13 protein-coding genes are annotated in these 15,577 nt (G+C 73.5%); 7 read left to right on the top strand and 6 right to left on the bottom strand.

Annotated elements, in window-relative coordinates; genetic code table 11:
• The first annotated feature begins 358 nt into the window (after window positions 1-358).
• The gene (locus RZ84_RS07230; RefSeq protein WP_241777613.1) at window positions 359-1,621 is read left to right on the top strand and encodes an amino acid deaminase/aldolase; all 1,263 of its coding nucleotides are present in this window, start codon (window positions 359-361) and stop codon (window positions 1,619-1,621) included.
• 130 nt (window positions 1,622-1,751) lie between these two features.
• Here the strand turns inward: RZ84_RS07230 and RZ84_RS07235 are convergent, their stop codons facing one another.
• The 4 genes from RZ84_RS07235 to RZ84_RS07250 form a co-directional block, all read right to left on the bottom strand.
• The gene (locus tag RZ84_RS07235) at window positions 1,752-3,038 is read right to left on the bottom strand and encodes an HAD family hydrolase (protein ID WP_043263595.1); all 1,287 of its coding nucleotides are present in this window, start codon (window positions 3,036-3,038) and stop codon (window positions 1,752-1,754) included.
• 76 nt (window positions 3,039-3,114) lie between these two features.
• Window positions 3,115-3,915: a 3-oxoacyl-ACP reductase gene (locus tag RZ84_RS07240; RefSeq protein WP_043263596.1), complete on the bottom strand. Its 801-nt coding sequence runs from the start codon at window positions 3,913-3,915 to the stop codon at window positions 3,115-3,117.
• Window positions 3,916-3,958: 43 nt separating this feature from the next.
• Window positions 3,959-5,332, bottom strand: a complete 1,374-nt coding sequence (locus RZ84_RS07245) for an aldehyde dehydrogenase family protein (RefSeq protein WP_043263597.1) — start codon at window positions 5,330-5,332, stop codon at window positions 3,959-3,961.
• A gap of 9 nt (window positions 5,333-5,341) precedes the next feature.
• Window positions 5,342-6,709 (bottom strand): glutamine synthetase family protein, encoded by a 1,368-nt coding sequence (locus tag RZ84_RS07250; protein WP_043263598.1) that lies wholly within the window; start codon window positions 6,707-6,709, stop codon window positions 5,342-5,344.
• Window positions 6,710-6,782: 73 nt separating this feature from the next.
• On the opposite strand from RZ84_RS07250, the gene RZ84_RS07255 reads away from it, so the two are divergent.
• The 3 genes from RZ84_RS07255 to RZ84_RS07265 all read left to right on the top strand — a co-directional run bounded on the left by RZ84_RS07255 (window position 6,783) and on the right by RZ84_RS07265 (window position 9,949).
• Window positions 6,783-7,502, top strand: a complete 720-nt coding sequence (locus RZ84_RS07255; protein ID WP_043263599.1) for a FadR/GntR family transcriptional regulator — start codon at window positions 6,783-6,785, stop codon at window positions 7,500-7,502.
• Window positions 7,503-7,665: 163 nt separating this feature from the next.
• Window positions 7,666-9,213: an amino acid permease gene (locus RZ84_RS07260; RefSeq protein ID WP_241778020.1), complete on the top strand. Its 1,548-nt coding sequence runs from the start codon at window positions 7,666-7,668 to the stop codon at window positions 9,211-9,213.
• 40 nt (window positions 9,214-9,253) lie between these two features.
• A complete protein-coding gene (locus RZ84_RS07265) occupies window positions 9,254-9,949 on the top strand; it encodes a gamma-glutamyl-gamma-aminobutyrate hydrolase family protein (RefSeq protein WP_043263600.1) in 696 nt (231 codons plus the stop codon).
• Window positions 9,950-10,026: 77 nt separating this feature from the next.
• Here the strand turns inward: RZ84_RS07265 and RZ84_RS07270 are convergent, their stop codons facing one another.
• Window positions 10,027-10,590, bottom strand: coding sequence for a helix-turn-helix domain-containing protein (locus tag RZ84_RS07270; RefSeq protein WP_043263601.1), 564 nt, complete (start codon window positions 10,588-10,590; stop codon window positions 10,027-10,029).
• A 139-nt stretch (window positions 10,591-10,729) separates the two neighbouring features.
• Between RZ84_RS07270 and RZ84_RS07275 the strand changes: the two genes are divergently transcribed.
• Window positions 10,730-11,854: an aryl-sulfate sulfotransferase gene (locus tag RZ84_RS07275; protein ID WP_043263602.1), complete on the top strand. Its 1,125-nt coding sequence runs from the start codon at window positions 10,730-10,732 to the stop codon at window positions 11,852-11,854.
• Between the two features lie 3 nt (window positions 11,855-11,857).
• A complete protein-coding gene (locus RZ84_RS07280; protein WP_052229815.1) occupies window positions 11,858-13,204 on the top strand; it encodes a solute carrier family 23 protein in 1,347 nt (448 codons plus the stop codon).
• 33 nt (window positions 13,205-13,237) lie between these two features.
• On the opposite strand, the gene RZ84_RS07285 is transcribed toward RZ84_RS07280, so the two are convergent.
• Window positions 13,238-14,107 (bottom strand): LysR family transcriptional regulator, encoded by an 870-nt coding sequence (locus RZ84_RS07285; RefSeq protein ID WP_241778021.1) that lies wholly within the window; start codon window positions 14,105-14,107, stop codon window positions 13,238-13,240.
• A gap of 167 nt (window positions 14,108-14,274) precedes the next feature.
• On the opposite strand from RZ84_RS07285, the gene RZ84_RS07290 reads away from it, so the two are divergent.
• A complete protein-coding gene (locus tag RZ84_RS07290; RefSeq protein ID WP_043263603.1) occupies window positions 14,275-15,399 on the top strand; it encodes a TDT family transporter in 1,125 nt (374 codons plus the stop codon).
• Window positions 15,400-15,577: the final 178 nt, after the last annotated feature.

The raw sequence follows: 15,577 nt of genomic DNA on the forward strand, positions 1-15,577 counted from the left end.
CGGGGGCGGGGGCGCGGTCGGGGCGGTGCGGCGGCCGCGGGGGTATGGGTGGCGTGTGCCGTGCATCGGCGTAATCGGCGTCGGCGCTCACCAGCGCTCCCCCTCGCACGGTGTGCCCCGGACCCGATACGCAATCGGGGCAGGGTGGCTCGTATCCGGACAACACGCCGCTGACCTGCTGGTTGCGGTGTCGGGCCACTCTACGGGCTGGCGCCGCCGCTGCTCCAACCCCTGGCAACTCCGTTCCCGCCGCTGTCGCGGATCCGGCGCCGCCGCAGCCGCCTCTGCCGCCCCTGCCGCCGCTGCCGCCTCGGGCGCTCCCCTACCCAGCGGTAGCGCTCTCTGGCAGGCTGCGGCCATGTCCCAGTACCGCGCCGCCGCGTATGCCGACAATTCTTTTCCCCAGGCTCTCAACGCCGTGCGAGCAGGGGAGACCCCGATCGACCGGGCGACCGCGCACCTCGATGCGCCGCTGGCGGTGGTCGACCTGGCCTCTTTCGACGCCAACGCCGAGGACCTGGTGCGCCGTTCGCGGGGGAAGCCGATCCGGGTGGCGAGCAAGTCGGTGCGCTGCCGGGCGCTGCTGGAGCGGGTGCTGGCGCGGGACGGCTTCGCGGGGATCATGAGTTTCACGCTGGCCGAGTCGCTGTGGCTGGCGCGCTCGGGGTTCCCGGACGTGCTGCTGGCGTATCCGTCGGCGGACCGCGCGGGCTTCGCCGAGCTGACCTCCGACGCCGAGCGGGCCGCGGCGGTGACGGTGACGGTCGACGATCCGGCGCAACTGGACCTGATCGACGCGGCGCGGCCGGCCGGACCGGGCCGCGGCGCGGAGGTGCGGGTGTGCCTGGAGCTGGACACCTCGTACCGGCTGCTGGGCGGGCGGGTGCGGGTCGGCGCCCGGCGGTCGCCGCTGCGGGAGCCGGACCGGCTCGCCGCGCTGGCCCGCACGGTGGCCCGGCGCCCCGGCTTCCGGCTGGTCGGGCTGATGGCGTACGAGGGGCATGTGGCGGGGGTGGGCGACGAGGTCGCCGGGAAGCCGGTGTTCTCGCGGGCGGTCCGGCTGATGCAGGCGGCGTCCCGCAAGGAGCTGGCGCGGCGCCGCTGGGAGGCCGTGCGGGCGGTGCGGGCGGTGGCGCCGCGGCTGGAGTTCGTCAACGGCGGCGGGACGGGGAGTGTGCAGCACACCGCGGCGGAGGCGGCGGTCACCGAGATCGCGGCCGGGTCGGGGCTGTACGTGCCGCGGTTGTTCGACAACTTCCGCTCGTTCAGCGGGCGTCCGGCGGCGCTGTTCGCCCAGCCGGTGGTGCGGCGGCCGGGGCCTGGCGTCGTCACGGTGCTGGGCGGCGGCTATCCGGCGTCGGGGGCGGCGGGCGCGGACCGACTGCCGGAGCCGTATCTGCCGGCCGGGCTGCGCTACGACCCGCAGGAGGGGGCGGGCGAGGTGCAGACGCCGCTGCTGGGAGCGGCGGCGGACGGGCTCTCGGTCGGGGACAAGGTCTGGTTCCGGCACGCCAAGGCCGGGGAGCTGTGCGAGCGGTTCGCACAGCTCCAACTCGTCGACGGGGACCGGGTGGTGGGGACGGTGCCGACGTACCGGGGCGAGGGCCACACCTTCCTGTAACGGCGTTACGACGCAACGGCGCCAACGCGGAGCGGTGCAACCGCGTCAGCGGCGACTGGTGCCACGGAGGGCAGTCTGTACCTGCGTAACAGGACAGCGGTGCGACCCCCGCCGGTACGCGCCCGCCGGCTCAGCCGTGGATGCGGTCCCGCTGGTCGGGGACGACGGTCCCGTCGGGGCGACGGACCGGGCCCGGGCCGCCGTCGGTGTTGGTGTAGCCCTTCGTGGCGCAGGGATAGCGGCCGGACTTGCGGGGCAGCGGGTCGATGAACATCGGGTTGACCACCCAGCGGCCGTCCGCGTTGTCGTAGCCGCGGCACATCAGCTCGTCCTTGTTGCGGTTGATGGCCAGGTGGGCGCCGGTGGCGTCGTCGACGAAGGTGACATCGGTGTTGGCGTCGCCACCGCCCAGCGCGATGCGGTGCGCCGGGTCCTGCTGCCGCCACGCCTCGGCGCCCTTGATCTTGAAGATCTCCTGGTTGATCCAGCAGCGCTTGCCGTCGATGTACGGAATGACCTCGCCATGGCCGTCCTTGACGTCGCCGCAGCCGGCGATGCCGGTGGTCAGCCGGCCGTGGCGGACGAGGTTGCGTATGCCGAGGGTGTGACGGGCGTCCACGCCGACCCCACCGGACCACGCCTCGGCGATGGTCTCGGAGGAGGCGGAGACGATGTAGACGTCGAATCCGGCCGCCCTGAGGGTGCGGATCAGGTCCTTCTGCTGGTCGTAGTAGCGGATGTAGCCGGCGAGTTTGTGGGTGCCGACGGTCTGCTGCGCACCGATCGGCGCGGCGAGGTTCTCGGCGCGGGCCTTCCTGGCGTACGCGGTGAGGGTGGCGGGCTTCAGGCCGGCGAACAGCTCGGGCACCCAGGCGTATTCGGGGACCGTGCGGCGGTGGTTCCAGTCGCCGGCGAAGGCCGGGGCGCCGCTCATGGTCCGCGCAGTGCCGCGGATCTCCATGATCTCGTCGGCGCAGGCGGTGCGGGTGGCGGTGGGCAGCGGCCGGCCGGGGGCGCCGGTGCCGCAGGCCCGGGTCAGCGCGCGGTCGGCGGCCTCGGTGAGCCAGGGGCTGGTGTCCCGCCAACTCGTGGGCCGGGGCAGCTTGTCGTGCCGCAGCATCCAGGCCAGCGTGGCGTCCGAGATGTCGTTCTTGACGACGGTGTTGTCCCAGTCGAAGGCGGCGACGGGGCGCGGGCCGTGGTGTCCGGAGCAGGTCCCGCGCTCGTCGATCATCCGCTGGAGCTTGGCGCGGTTGTCGCCGTACCAGGGGATGTCCGGGGAGAGTTGGGGGCAGCGGGCGCGTACCGGGCCCGCGGCGGGGGCGGCGGCGGTGGCGGGCACCGTGGCGGTGAGGGCGGTGAGCGCGGCGGCCCCGGTGAGGCCCAGGGCGAGGGTGCGGCGCTTGCGGGTGGTCATCTGTCCTCCGTGGTCAGGGGCGGGCAGCAGACGGGACCGGCCCCGGTGGCGCCGGTCCCGATGTTGATCATGGAGGCTACAGGGGCGTGACGTAGGCGCCCGCGATACCCCCGTCGACGAGGAACTCGGCGGCGTTGACGAACGAGGAGTCGTCGCTGGCGAGGAAGGCGACCGCGGACGCGATCTCCTCGGGCTCGGCGAACCGGCCGACCGGCACGTGCACCAGGCGGCGCGCGGCCCGCTCCGGGTCCTTGGCGAACAGCTCCTTCAGCAGCGGGGTGTTGACCGGCCCCGGGCACAGCGCGTTGACGCGGATGCCCTCACGGGCGAACTGCACGCCCAGTTCGCGGGACATGGCCAGCACGCCGCCCTTGGACGCGGTGTAGCTGATCTGCGAGGTGGCGGCGCCCAGCACCGCCACGAACGACGCGGTGTTGATGATGGAGCCGCCGCGCCCGGTCTGCTCGAACTGGCGCCGCATGTAGGGCAGCGCGTGCTTGCAGCAGAGGTAGACGGAGGTGAGGTTGACCTCCTGGACGCGCTTCCACGCGTCGAGCCCGGTGGTGAGGATCGAGTCGTCGTCGGGCGGCGAGATGCCCGCGTTGTTGAAGGCGATGTCGACGGAGCCGTAGGTGTCGAAGGCGGTCCGGTAGAGCGCCTCGACCTGCTCGGAGTCGGTCACGTCGACCTGGACGAAGGTGCCGCCGACCTCCTCGGCGGCGGCCTTGCCGGCCTTCTCGTCGATGTCGGCGCACACCACGTCGGCGCCTTCGGAGGCCAGCCGGCGGGCGGTGGCCAGGCCGATGCCGCTGCCGGCTCCGGTGATCACGGCGGTACGGCCGACGAGGCGGCGGCACACGGCGGTCTGGTCGGTCACTTGCTCTCCTCGTGGGTGATGGCGGTGCGGGTGCGGTGCGCGGTCACGAGCCGGCCGGCTCGGTGCTGATGAAGATGTTCTTGGTCTCGGTGAAGGCGGCCAGCGCGTCCGGGCCCAGTTCGCGGCCGAGGCCGGACTGCTTGAACCCGCCGAACGGGGTCCAGTAGCGCACGCTGCTGTGGGAGTTGACGGAGAGGTTGCCGGCCGCGACGGCCCGCGAGACGCGCAGCGCCCGGCCGACGTCGCGGGTCCACAGGGAGCCGGCCAGGCCGTAGTCGGTGGCGTTGGCGAGCCGGATCGCGTCGGCCTCGTCGTCGAAGGGAAGGGCGACGGCGACCGGGCCGAAGATCTCCTCGACGGCGGTGCGGTCCTCGGGGCGGCCTTCAAGGACGGTGGCCGGGTACCAGAAGCCCTTGCCGGCCGGGGCCTCGCCGCGGATGGCGGCCGGGGCGTCCTCGGGGACGTAGGACCGTACGCGGTCGCGCTGGGCGGCGGAGATCAGCGGGCCCATCCGGGTGCCGGGGTCGGCCGGGTCGCCGGCGGTGAACGCCTTGACGGCGGGCTCCAGCAGTTCCATGAAGCGGTCGTAGACGCTGCGCTGGACCAGGATGCGGCTGCGGGCGCAGCAGTCCTGGCCGGTGTTGTCGAGGAAGGAGCCGGGGGCGGCGCCCGCGGCGGCCTCGATGTCGGCGTCGGCGAAGACGATGTTGGGGCTCTTGCCGCCGAGTTCGAGGGTGAGCCGCTTGGTCTGCGCCGCGCAGCGGGCGGCGATCTGCCGGCCGGTGGCGGTGGAGCCGGTGAAGACGACCTTGGCGACGCCGGGGTGGTCGACCAGTGCGGTGCCGGTGACCGGGCCCTCGCCGGGCAGGACCTGGAAGAGGCCCTCGGGGAGCCCGGCCTCCAGGGCGAGTTCGGCCAGCCGCAGTGCGGTGAGCGGGGTGGTCTCGGCGGGTTTGAGGAGGACGGCGTTGCCGGCGGCGAGCGCGGGAGCGGTGCCCCACGCGGCGATCGGCATCGGGAAGTTCCAGGGCGCGATGACGGCGACCACGCCGAGCGGCTCCTGGACGGTGATGTTCAGGCCACCGGCCACCGGGATCTGGGTGCCGGTCAGCCGCTCCACTCCCCCGGCGGCGTAGTGCAGCAGGTCGCGGACGTTGCCCGCCTCCCAGCGGGCGTTGCCCAGCGGGTGGCCGGCCTCGCGCAGTTCCAGGTGGGCCAGCGGCTCGATCTCGGCGTCGACGGCGTCGGCGAAGCGGCGCAGCAGGCGGGCCCGGTCGCCGGGGGCCACCGCGGCCCAGGCTTCCTGGGCGGCGGCGGCCCGGCGGACGGCCGCGTCGACCTCGGCGGGCGAGGTGGTGGGGACGGTGGCCACCACCTCCTCGGTCGCCGGGTTGAGGATGGTCAGCTCTTGCAGCACGGGCGTTCCTCACATGCGCTCGAAGGAGCGGAAGCGCTCCCAGTCCGTGACGGCGGCGTCGTAGGCGTCCTGTTCGACGCGGGCCATGTGGCGGTAGTGGTCGACGACCTCGTCGCCGAAGGCCGCGCGGGCGATCGGGCTGTGCTCCCACAGCTCGGCGGCCTCGCGGAGGGTGGTGGGGACGTGCGCGGCATCCCCGGCGTAGGCGTTGCCGGTGGTGGCGTCGGGGAGTTCGAGCTCGTGCTCCATGCCGTACAGGCCGGCCGCGACCATGCCGGCGACCGCGAGGTAGGGGTTCACATCGCCGCCGGGCAGCCGGTTCTCCAGGCGGTGGGAGCGGCCGTGGCCGACCACGCGCAGCGCGCAGGTGCGGTTGTCCGGGCCCCAGGCGACGGCGGTGGGGGCGAAGGAGCCGGGGCGGAACCGCTTGTAGGAGTTGATGTTGGGGGCGTAGAGGAGGGTGAGGTCGCGCAGCGCGGCGAGCTGGCCGGCGAGGAAGTGCCGCATGGTCCGCGACATGCCGTAGGGGCCCTCGTCGTCGGCCAGCACCGGCCGGCCCTGCTCGTCGCGGAGCGAGAGGTGGATGTGGCAGGAGTTGCCCTCGCGCTCGTCGTACTTGGCCATGAAGGTGAGCGCCATGCCCTCCTGGGCGGCGATCTCCTTGGCGCCGGTCTTGTAGATGCTGTGCTGGTCGCAGGTGGTGAGCGCCTCGTCGTAGACGAAGACGATCTCGTGCTGGCCGAGATTGCACTCGCCCTTGGCGGACTCGACGGTCATCCCGGCCGCACCCATCTCGTTGCGGATCCGGCGCAGTACGGGCTCGACGCGGCCGGTTCCGAGGACGGAGTAGTCGCCGTTCCACTGGTTGGCGGGGGTCATCCCCCGGTAGCCGCGCGACCAGGCTTCCTCGTAGGTGTCCTTGAAGAGCATGAACTCCAGCTCGGTGCCGGCGTACGCGGACCAGCCCCGCTCGGCCAGCCGGTCCAGCTGGCGCCGCAGGATCTGCCGGGGGGAGGCGGCCACCGGGGAGCCGTCGTGCCAGGCGAGGTCGGCGGTCATCAGGGCGGTGCCGGCGTTCCAGGGGATGCGGCGCAGGGTGGTGGCGTCGCCGTGCAGCGCGAAGTCCCCGTAGCCGCGCTCCCAGGAGGACATGGCGTAGCCCTCGACGGTGTTGAGATCGACGTCGACGGCGAGGAGGTAGTTGCAGCCCTCCGTGCCGTGTTCCAGGACGGTGTCGAGGAAGTAGCGGGCGGCGAACCGCTTGCCCTGGAGCCTGCCCTGCATATCCGTGAAGGCCAGGACGACAGTGTCGATCTCCCCGGTGTCGACGAGGATTCTCAGCTCCTCGACGGGGAGCGGGGGCGTGCGGTCTGCCACGGTGGTGCCTCCTGTCACTGCATCCGGAGGTCATAAGGTAGGCACACGAACCATTGATTGGGAAGGGGTTCCGATGGACGGTGCGGCTGATCGGCTGGCACCTGTGCTGCGGCCGGTGCGGGCCGGCAACGGATTCGAGGAGGCGCTGGAGCAGATACTCCAGATCGTCCGGCTCGGGCTGGTACCGCAGGGCGAACGGCTGCCCGCCGAGCGGGAGTTGGCCGAGCGGTTGCAGATCAGCCGGGTCACCCTGCGCGAGGTGCTGAAGGTCCTCCAGGACGAGGGCCTGGTGGAGAGCCGGCGCGGGCGCTACGGCGGCACGTTCGTACGGATGCGCACGGAGAACCCCGGCGAGGCCGAGCTGCGGCGCCGGATCGGCAAGATCGACGTGGAGGACACGCTCCGCTTCCGGGAGGTGCTGGAGGTCGGCGCGGCCGGGCTGTGCGCGGCCCACGGGCTGCCGGCGGACCAGGCGGAGCGGCTGCGCGCGGCACTGGCGGCGACCCAGGACGCGCCGCTGGCGGACTACCGCCGGCACGACACGCTGCTGCACCTGACGCTGGCCGAGCTGTCCGGGTCGCCGTCGCTGGCCGCCCAGTACGCCGCGGTGCGGGCGAACGTGAACGACCTGCTGGACTGCATCCCGCTGCTGGTCCGGAACCTGGAGCACTCGCAGACCCAGCACGCCGCGCTGGTGGAGGCGGTACTGGAGGGCGACGCGGACGGGGCGCGCGAGGTGATGCGGGAGCACTGCCGCGGCACCGCCGCCCTGCTGCGCGGCTTCCTGTCGTGAGGCCCGCGAAACCCGCCTGTTACGAGATTTTCCCGCCCGGGTCTTGCGCTCGGCCGACCCGGAGACAAAGGTATCGGCCCATACCTTTATTGCGGGGCTGGTAGCGGTTCGCCGACGGCCGTACCCGCCGCGGATCATCGAGTCCCCCGGAGGCGTGGTGTCCATCAACGAGCACGCGACGAACCCAGACCACGAGCAGCGATCCCCTCGGCTGTCCGGCGACGAACAGCGCCTCCACGAGCTCGGGTACGCCCAGGAGCTGGCCCGCTCGATGTCGGCGTTCTCGAATTTCGCCGTCTCGTTCACGATCATCTCGGTCCTCTCCGGCTGTCTGACGCTGTACGGCTTCGGCATGAACACCGGAGGGCCCGCCATGATCACCTGGGGCTGGCCACTGGTCGGCCTCATGACCCTGTTCGTGGGCATGGCCATGGCCGAGGTCTGTTCCAGCTACCCGACGGCGGGCGGCCTGTACTACTGGGCGGCGAAGCTGGCCCCCTCGCACGGCCCGGCGTGGTCCTGGTTCACCGGCTGGTTCAACTTCCTCGGCCAGGTAGCGGTGACCGCGGGAGTCGACTTCGGCGCCGCGTCCTTCATGAACGCGCTGCTGGACCTCCAGTTCGGCTTCGCCGCCACCCCGGTGCACACGATCATGCTGTTCGGCATCGTGCTGCTGGCCCACGGCCTGCTCAACACCTTCGGCGTGAAGCTGGCCTCCCTCCTCAGCAACGTCAGCGTGTGGTGGCACGTCCTCGGCGTACTGGTCATCGTGGGCGCCCTGGTCGTGGTGCCCGCGAAGCACCAGTCCGCCTCCTTCGTCCTCACCCACTTCACCGACAACACCGGCTGGCACTCCGGCCTCTACGTCGGGCTGCTGGGACTGCTGCTCGCGCAGTACACCTTCACCGGCTACGACGCCTCGGCGCACATGACCGAGGAGACGCACGACGCGGCCAAGGCCGGCCCCCGCGGCATCGTGATGTCGATCCTGGTCTCCCTGGTCGCCGGCTGGGTGCTGCTGGTCGGCATCACCTTCGCCATCCAGGACTACGACGGCGCGCTGGCCAGCAAGACCGGCGTGCCCCCGGCGCAGATCTTCATCGACGCGCTGGGCGCCACCGGCGGCAAACTGCTCCTCCTGATCGCCATCGGCGCCCAGTTCTTCTGCGGCATGTCCTCGGTCACCGCCAACTCGCGCATGATCTACGCCTTCTCGCGGGACGGCGCACTGCCCGGCTCGCAGCTGTGGCACCGCATCAACAAGCGGACGAAGACCCCCACCAACGCGGTGTGGCTGGCCGCCGGCGGCGCCTTCCTGCTGGGCCTGCCGTACTTGTGGAACGCCACGGCGTACGCGGCCGTCACCTCGATCGCGGTGATCGGCCTCTACATCGCCTATGTCCTGCCGGTCATCCTCCGCCTGCTCCAGGGCGACCGCTTCCAGCGCGGGCCCTGGCACCTCGGCCGCTGGAGCAAGCCCGTCGGCGTCATCGCCGTCGGCTGGACGCTGGTCATCTCCGTCCTCTTCATGCTCCCGACCACCAGCCCGGTCACGGCGGAGACCTTCAACTACACCCCGCTCGCCGTCCTGCTGGTCCTCGGCTTCGCCGGCATCTGGTGGCTGGTGTCGGCCCGCAAGTGGTTCACCGGCCCGAAGGTCCAGGGCACGGCGGAGGAGCTGGCCGCCATCGAGCACGAACTGGAATTCTGAAGCCCGCGCCGGAACGCACCAGCACCCCATCGGAGGATCCGTGTCCCAGCCCCTCATCGGCATCAGCACCTACCAGGAAGAGGCCCGGTGGGGGGTGTGGACGCTGCCCGCCGCGCTGGTGCCGGCCGGCTATCCCCACCTGGTCCGGCGCTCGGGCGGGCTGCCGGCGCTGCTGCCGCCCGGCGCCCCGGAGACCGCCGCCGCGACCATCGCGCGGCTGGACGGGCTGGTGATCGCCGGCGGCGCGGACGTGGCGCCGGCCCGTTACGGCGCGGAGCCGCACCCCCGGACCGGGCCGCCCGCGCCGGAGCGAGACGCCTGGGAACTGGCCCTGATCGAGGCCGCGTTGGCGGGCGGCGTACCGCTGCTCGGCATCTGCCGCGGGCTCCAGCTGCTCAACGTGGCGCTGGGCGGCACCCTCGTCCAGCACCTGGACGGGCACGCCGGACCGCCCGGGGTGTTCGCCCGGCACGACGTCGAGCCGGTGCCCGGCACCGTACTGGGCTCCGCGCTGCCGGGGCCCGTCGCGGTCCCCACGTACCACCACCAGGCGGTGGACCGGCTCGGCCGCGGGCTGCTGGCCTCGGCGTACGCGGCGGACGGCACCATCGAGGCGCTGGAGCTGCCGGACGCACGGGCCTTCACGCTGGCGGTGCAGTGGCACCCGGAGGCCGGGGACGACACCCGGGTGATGGAGGCGCTGGTGACGGCGGCCGGCGAGGCGTCACGGGCGTAAGTGCGCGTCCGCGGGCGGCCATTGACGGCCCATTGATTGTTCGGCGCGGCGTACGGGATTCCGTACGCCGCTGCCGTTCACCCCCGGAAGTCGTCCGCCACCCCCACCAGCACCACCCGGGTGCCGGGAGCCAGCGACCGCCAGCGGTGCGTGATCCCGCCGGAGCAGTAGAGCGTGTCGCCGGGGCCGAGTTCATAGCGGCTGCCGCCCGCCTCGGCCTCCACCGCGCCCTCGACGACATACATCAACTCGTCGTGCGGATGCCGGAACTCCCGCTGCCAGTCGTGCCGTCCGGTGAACTCCAGGGCGTGCAGCTGCTGCCGGCCGCGGACCAGCGGGCGGACCCGGCCGCCGGTGCCGTCCTCGGGCACCGCGGCGGAGCCGGCGCGCACCACATCGACCGTACGCGGCCCGTCGGCGGCGGCCAGCAGGCGGACCGCCGTGGTCTCCAGGGCGTCCGCGATCAGCTGGAGCGAGCGCATGCTCGGGCGGGCCCGGTCGTTCTCGACCTGGCTGAGGAACGGCGCGGACAGCCCGGTGGCACGGGCGAGGTCGGCCAGCGTCAACTCCCGTGCGCGGCGGCGTCTGCGCACCGCCGCCCCGACGCGCGGGGCGTCGGCCGCCTCCCCGGTTCCGCTCATCCCTGACTCCTCCCCGGCGCCCTCTCCGCCGCTTTATCGGTGCGTTCACAGCACTGCAACACACCGGCCCTAGCGTCTACGCTGTTTGATTCCATCAAACAAAGTTTGACGAGACTCAGCTTGACGAGGGGAACCCGGCATGACCGCTGTCGATCAAAACACACGCCGCCGCCGCGGCACCGGCCTGATCGCGCTCGACGAGTCCGCCGCCTACGACGGCTACACCCTCTACGCCCCGCTCACCGGCGGCGGGCAGGTCCTCCTCGTCGATCTGCACGGACGCGTCGCCCACCGCTGGCAGTTGCCGCACCGCCCCGGCCGCCACGCGCGCATCCTGCCCAACGGCAATCTCGCCTACAACGCCACCCTCCCCGGCCAGGACGCGCTCTTCCCGATGTGGCACAAGTACCGCGGCGGGCTGATGCAGGAAATCGCCCCCGACGGCACGGTGCTGCGGGAGTTCACCGATCCGCTCCAGCACCACGACGCCCACCATCACGGCGACGGGCGGATCCTCTACACCGCGCTGGAACCCCTCACCGGCGCGCGGGCGGCGGCGGTCCGCGGCGGCGTCCCCGGCTCCGAGCCGGCCGACGGCACCGTCCACGCCGACACCATCCGCGAAGTGGACGCGGACGGCCGGCTGCTGTGGTCCTGGCGCGCCGGCGACCACCTCGACCGGGACGCCTACGCCCTGCACCCCGACTACTCCCGCGAGCACTGGCCGCTGATCAACTCCGTGCTGCCACTGGCCGACGGGAACATCCTCGCGAGCCTGCGCAGCGCCTCCGCGGTGATCGTCATCAGCCGGGCGACCGGCGAGGTCCTGTGGCGCACCGAGCCGGGGCTGGTCTCCCAGCAGCACCACCCCACCGAACTGCCCGACGGCAACATCCTGATCTTCGACAACGGCGTCTTCCGTCCCGGCCACGACGTCCCGTACTCCCGGGTGATCGAGGTGCAGCGGTCGACGGGGAAGGTGGTCTGGGAGTACCACGACCCGGCGCGGGAGGTGTTCTTCGCGCCCTTCATGGGCAGCGCCCAGCGGCTGCCCAACGGCAACACCCTGATCACCGACTCCCCCGCCGGGCGGATCTTCGAGGTCACCGCGGCGGGCCTGTTGTGCTGGGAGTACGTCGTCCCGGAGTTCGGCAGCTACCGCGAACCGGAGGTCGGCACCCTCTTCCCCACCCAGAACAACGCGGTCTTCCGCGCCTACCGCTACGCCGCCGCCGAACTGCCCTGGCTGAAGCGGCAGGTGTGAGCGATGGCGCCCTCCGACGCCGCGCCGGGCGGAACCGCGGCGGCCGGCCCCGCCCCGATCACACCCCCAGCCGTGCCCCCGGCCGACGAGCGGCTACCCCTGACCCGGCTGCTGCCGCTCGCCGCCCAGCACGTCCTGGCGATGATCGCGTCCCCGGTCTCCACCGTCTTCCTGCTCGCCGGCGGCCTGCGGCTGCCGCCCGGCCGCACCGCCGCGCTGCTCGGCGCCACCCTCGTCCTGTGCGGGGCCGGTGCGCTGCTCCAGTCCCTCGGAGTGCTGCGGATCGGGGCCCGGCTGCCGTTCATGATGCTGCCCGGGGGCGCGGCGGCGGCGCTCTTCCTCCAGATCGCCCGGGAGCACGGCGCCGCCACCGCCTCGGGCGCGGTACTGCTCGCGGCGGCGCTGCTGCTGGCCGTACTGCCGCTGTACGGGCGGATCGTACGGTTCTTCCCGCCGCTGGTGATGGGCACGACGGTGCTGGTCATCGGCATCAACATGATCGCCGTGGCGGCCCCGATGGCGCTCGGCGGCAGCGCGCCCGCGCTGGTCACCGTCGTCGCCACCACCCTGGGATTCCTGCTGCTGCGCGGCGTCCGGCGGCAGCTGTCGGTGCTGCTCGGCATCGCGGTCGGCACCGCCGCCGCCGCGCTCACCGGCGCCGCCTTCCGGACCGTACCTTCCGGGCCGGTGCTCGCCCTGCCCCGCCTCTTCCCGTACGGCGCCCCGCACTTCGATCTGCTCGCCGCGCTGCCGCTGCTGGTCTTCGCCCTCGCCTCGCTGGCCGAGGCGACCGGCCAGACGGTGCTCACCAGCGAGGCGGTGGGCCGTACACCGGACCCGGCGCGCGATGTGCCGCGGACCGCGCGGGCGGACGCGGTGGCCTCGCTGGGCGCCGGGCTGCTCGGCGGGACGCTGATGGTGACCAGCGCGGAGAACATCGGCATCGTCCAACTCACCGGCGTCCGCAGCCGGTTCGTGACCGCCGCGGCCGGCGTCCTGCTGGTCCTCGGCGGGCTGCTGGCCCCGGTCACCCGGCTGTTGGCGGCGCTGCCCGCACCGGTCGTCGGCGGTGCCGCGCTGGTGATCTACGCGGTGATCGCCGCCATGGGCATCACCATGCTCCACCGCGCCGAGCTCGGCGACCGCACCTCCTCGACCGTCGTCGCACTCACCCTCCTCGCGGGCCTTCTGCCCCTGCTGGCCCCGCGCCTGTACGCACCGCTGCCGGGCTGGGCGCACACCCTCCTCGGCAGCGGCGTACCCGCCGCCGCGCTGACCGCGACCGTGCTGTCGGCGGTGTGCGGCCGACTCGGCGCGGCGCGCCGGACCGCGCCGGCCGGCGCGGGCTGAGCCCCCGCGGCACGGACCCGCCCCGCTCACTCCCTACGGCGCCCCGCGGGTCAGCCCCAGCAGATCGCGGGCCGGGCCCGCCGGGCGCCGGCCGGCCGGCCACACGGCCCGCAGGTCCCGGCCGAGCCGGAGGTCGCGCACCGGGATCTCGACCAGCCGGCGGGCGGTCAGCTCCTCCCGTACGGCGAGTTCGCTCAGCACGGACGGGGCGGCCTCGCTGACCACCGCGGACTTCACCGCGGTGGTCGAGGCCAGCTCCAGCAGCGGGGCGGCCAGCCCGCCGAGCCGGGCCAGCGCCGCGTCCAGGACCTGGCGGGGGCCCGAGCCACGTTCGCGCAGGATCAGCGGGGTGGCGGCGAGTTCCGCGGCGGCCAGTCCCGTACGCCGCCGGGTCCAGGGGTGCGACGGCGCGGCCACCACGATCAGCCGGTCGTGGCCGATCACCGCGCCGTCCAGGCCCGCGGGCACGTCCAGCCCCTCGACGAACCCGAGGTCCGCCTCGCCCGCCAGCAGCCGCTCGGCCACCGCGCGCGTGTTCCCGGCCTGCAACGAGACCGCGGTCCCGGGGCGCTGCGCACGCAGGGCGACCAACCAGCCCGGCAGCAGATACTCGGCGATCGTCATGCTGGCCGCGACCCGCAGCCGGGAGTCCCGGCGCCCGCGCAGCGCCTGGGCGCCCGCGTCGAACGCCTCGGCCGCCTCCACCACCCGCCGCGCCCAGTCGGTGACCAGCACCCCGGCGTCCGTCAGCCGCGAGCCGCGCGGCGAGCGCTCGACCAGCGCCACCCCTAACTGCCGCTCCATGGAACGGATCCGGCTGCTGGCGGCGGGCTGGGTGATGCCCTGCGCCCGGGCCGCCCGGCCCAGGCTGCCGAGCCGGGCGACGGCGAGCAGCAGCTCCATCGCGCCGAGGTCCGGCACCCGGTGAGCCAGCGGGGCCGCCCCCGGTCCTCCGGTCCCGTCCGCCGTCGCGGTCCGCTCGTCACGCTCACTGCCCATAAACCCAGCTTATGCCCTCATAGAGACAACACCTCTGGTGAGGGCCGGCCGCGCCAACGAGGCTCTCTCGCATGGCACCCCTCGCACCCGCACCTTCCCGCACACCCGCCGGCGCCCGCCCCGAGGCCCCCGGCCCGGCGCCCTCGGTCCGCCTTCTCGGACCGAACTGGTACGCCGCCGTCATGGGCACCGCGATCGTCGCCAACGCCGGCGCGGCGCTGCCGTTCACCGCCCCCGGCCTGCACGTCGCCTACCGCGCCGTCTGGGCGCTGTCGGCGCTGCTGCTGGTCGCCCTGCTGGCCGCGCGCGCCGTCCACTGGTCCCGGCACGGCGACCAGGCCCGCCGCCAGCTGCTGGATCCGGCCGTCGCACCGTTCTACGGGTGCCTGTCGATGGCGCTGCTGGCGGTCGGCGGCGGCACCCTCGCGGTCGGCAAGGACGTCATCGGCCTGCCCGCGGCGCTGGCCGCGGACGCGGTGCTGTGGACGGCCGGCACCCTGGTCGGGCTGGCCGCGGCGGCGGGGATCCCGTACCTGATGGTGGTCCGGCACCGGATCGCCGAGGGCAGCGCCTCACCGGTGTGGCTGCTGCCGCTGGTCGCCCCGATGGTCTCGGCCGCGCTCGGCCCCGCACTGGTGCCGCACCTGCCGCCCGGGCAGTGGCGCGAGGCGATGCTGCTGGCCTGCTACGCGATGTTCGGGATGTCGCTGCTGGCGACGGTGCTGGTGCTGCCGCTCGTCCTGAACCGGCTGTTCCACCACGGCCCGCTGCCGCTCGCGCTCACCCCCACCCTCTTCCTCGTCCTCGGCCCGCTGGGCCAGTCCACCACCGCCGTCAGCAACCTCGGCGACGCCGCCCCCGGTGTCGTCATCCCCTCGTATGTGCACGCCATGGGCGCCTTCGCGGTCCTCTACGGCGTGCCGGTGTTCGGCTTCGCGCTGCTGTGGCTGGCGATCGCGGTGGCGATGGTGGTCCGCGCCGTCCGCAACGGCATGGGCTTCGCGATGACCTGGTGGGGCTTCACCTTCCCCGTCGGCACCTGCGTCACCGGCGCCGCGGGCCTGGCCCGCCACACCGGGCTGGCGGCCTTCGAGTGGCTCGCGGGGGGGCCGTACGTGGGGTTGGTGACGGCGGTGGCGATAGCGGGCACGCGCACCGCAATCGGCCTGCCGCGCGGCCGTCTGCTTACCGCCTAGCGGCGGGGCGGCTTCCCACGTTTTGGCTTTTCTCGCCGCTGTGCCCTTCCGCTGCGCTTTGCCTGCACCCGACGTTGTTGACTTTTCCGCCGTTGCGCCTGCGGCGGGCGGGTCCGCTGCCCTTCCGCTGCGCTTTGCCTCACCCGACGTTTTTGGCTTTCTCGCCGCAGGCGCAACG

The sequence above is a fragment of the Streptomyces sp. CT34 genome, from assembly GCF_000805335.1.
Taxonomy (GTDB): domain Bacteria; phylum Actinomycetota; class Actinomycetes; order Streptomycetales; family Streptomycetaceae; genus Streptomyces.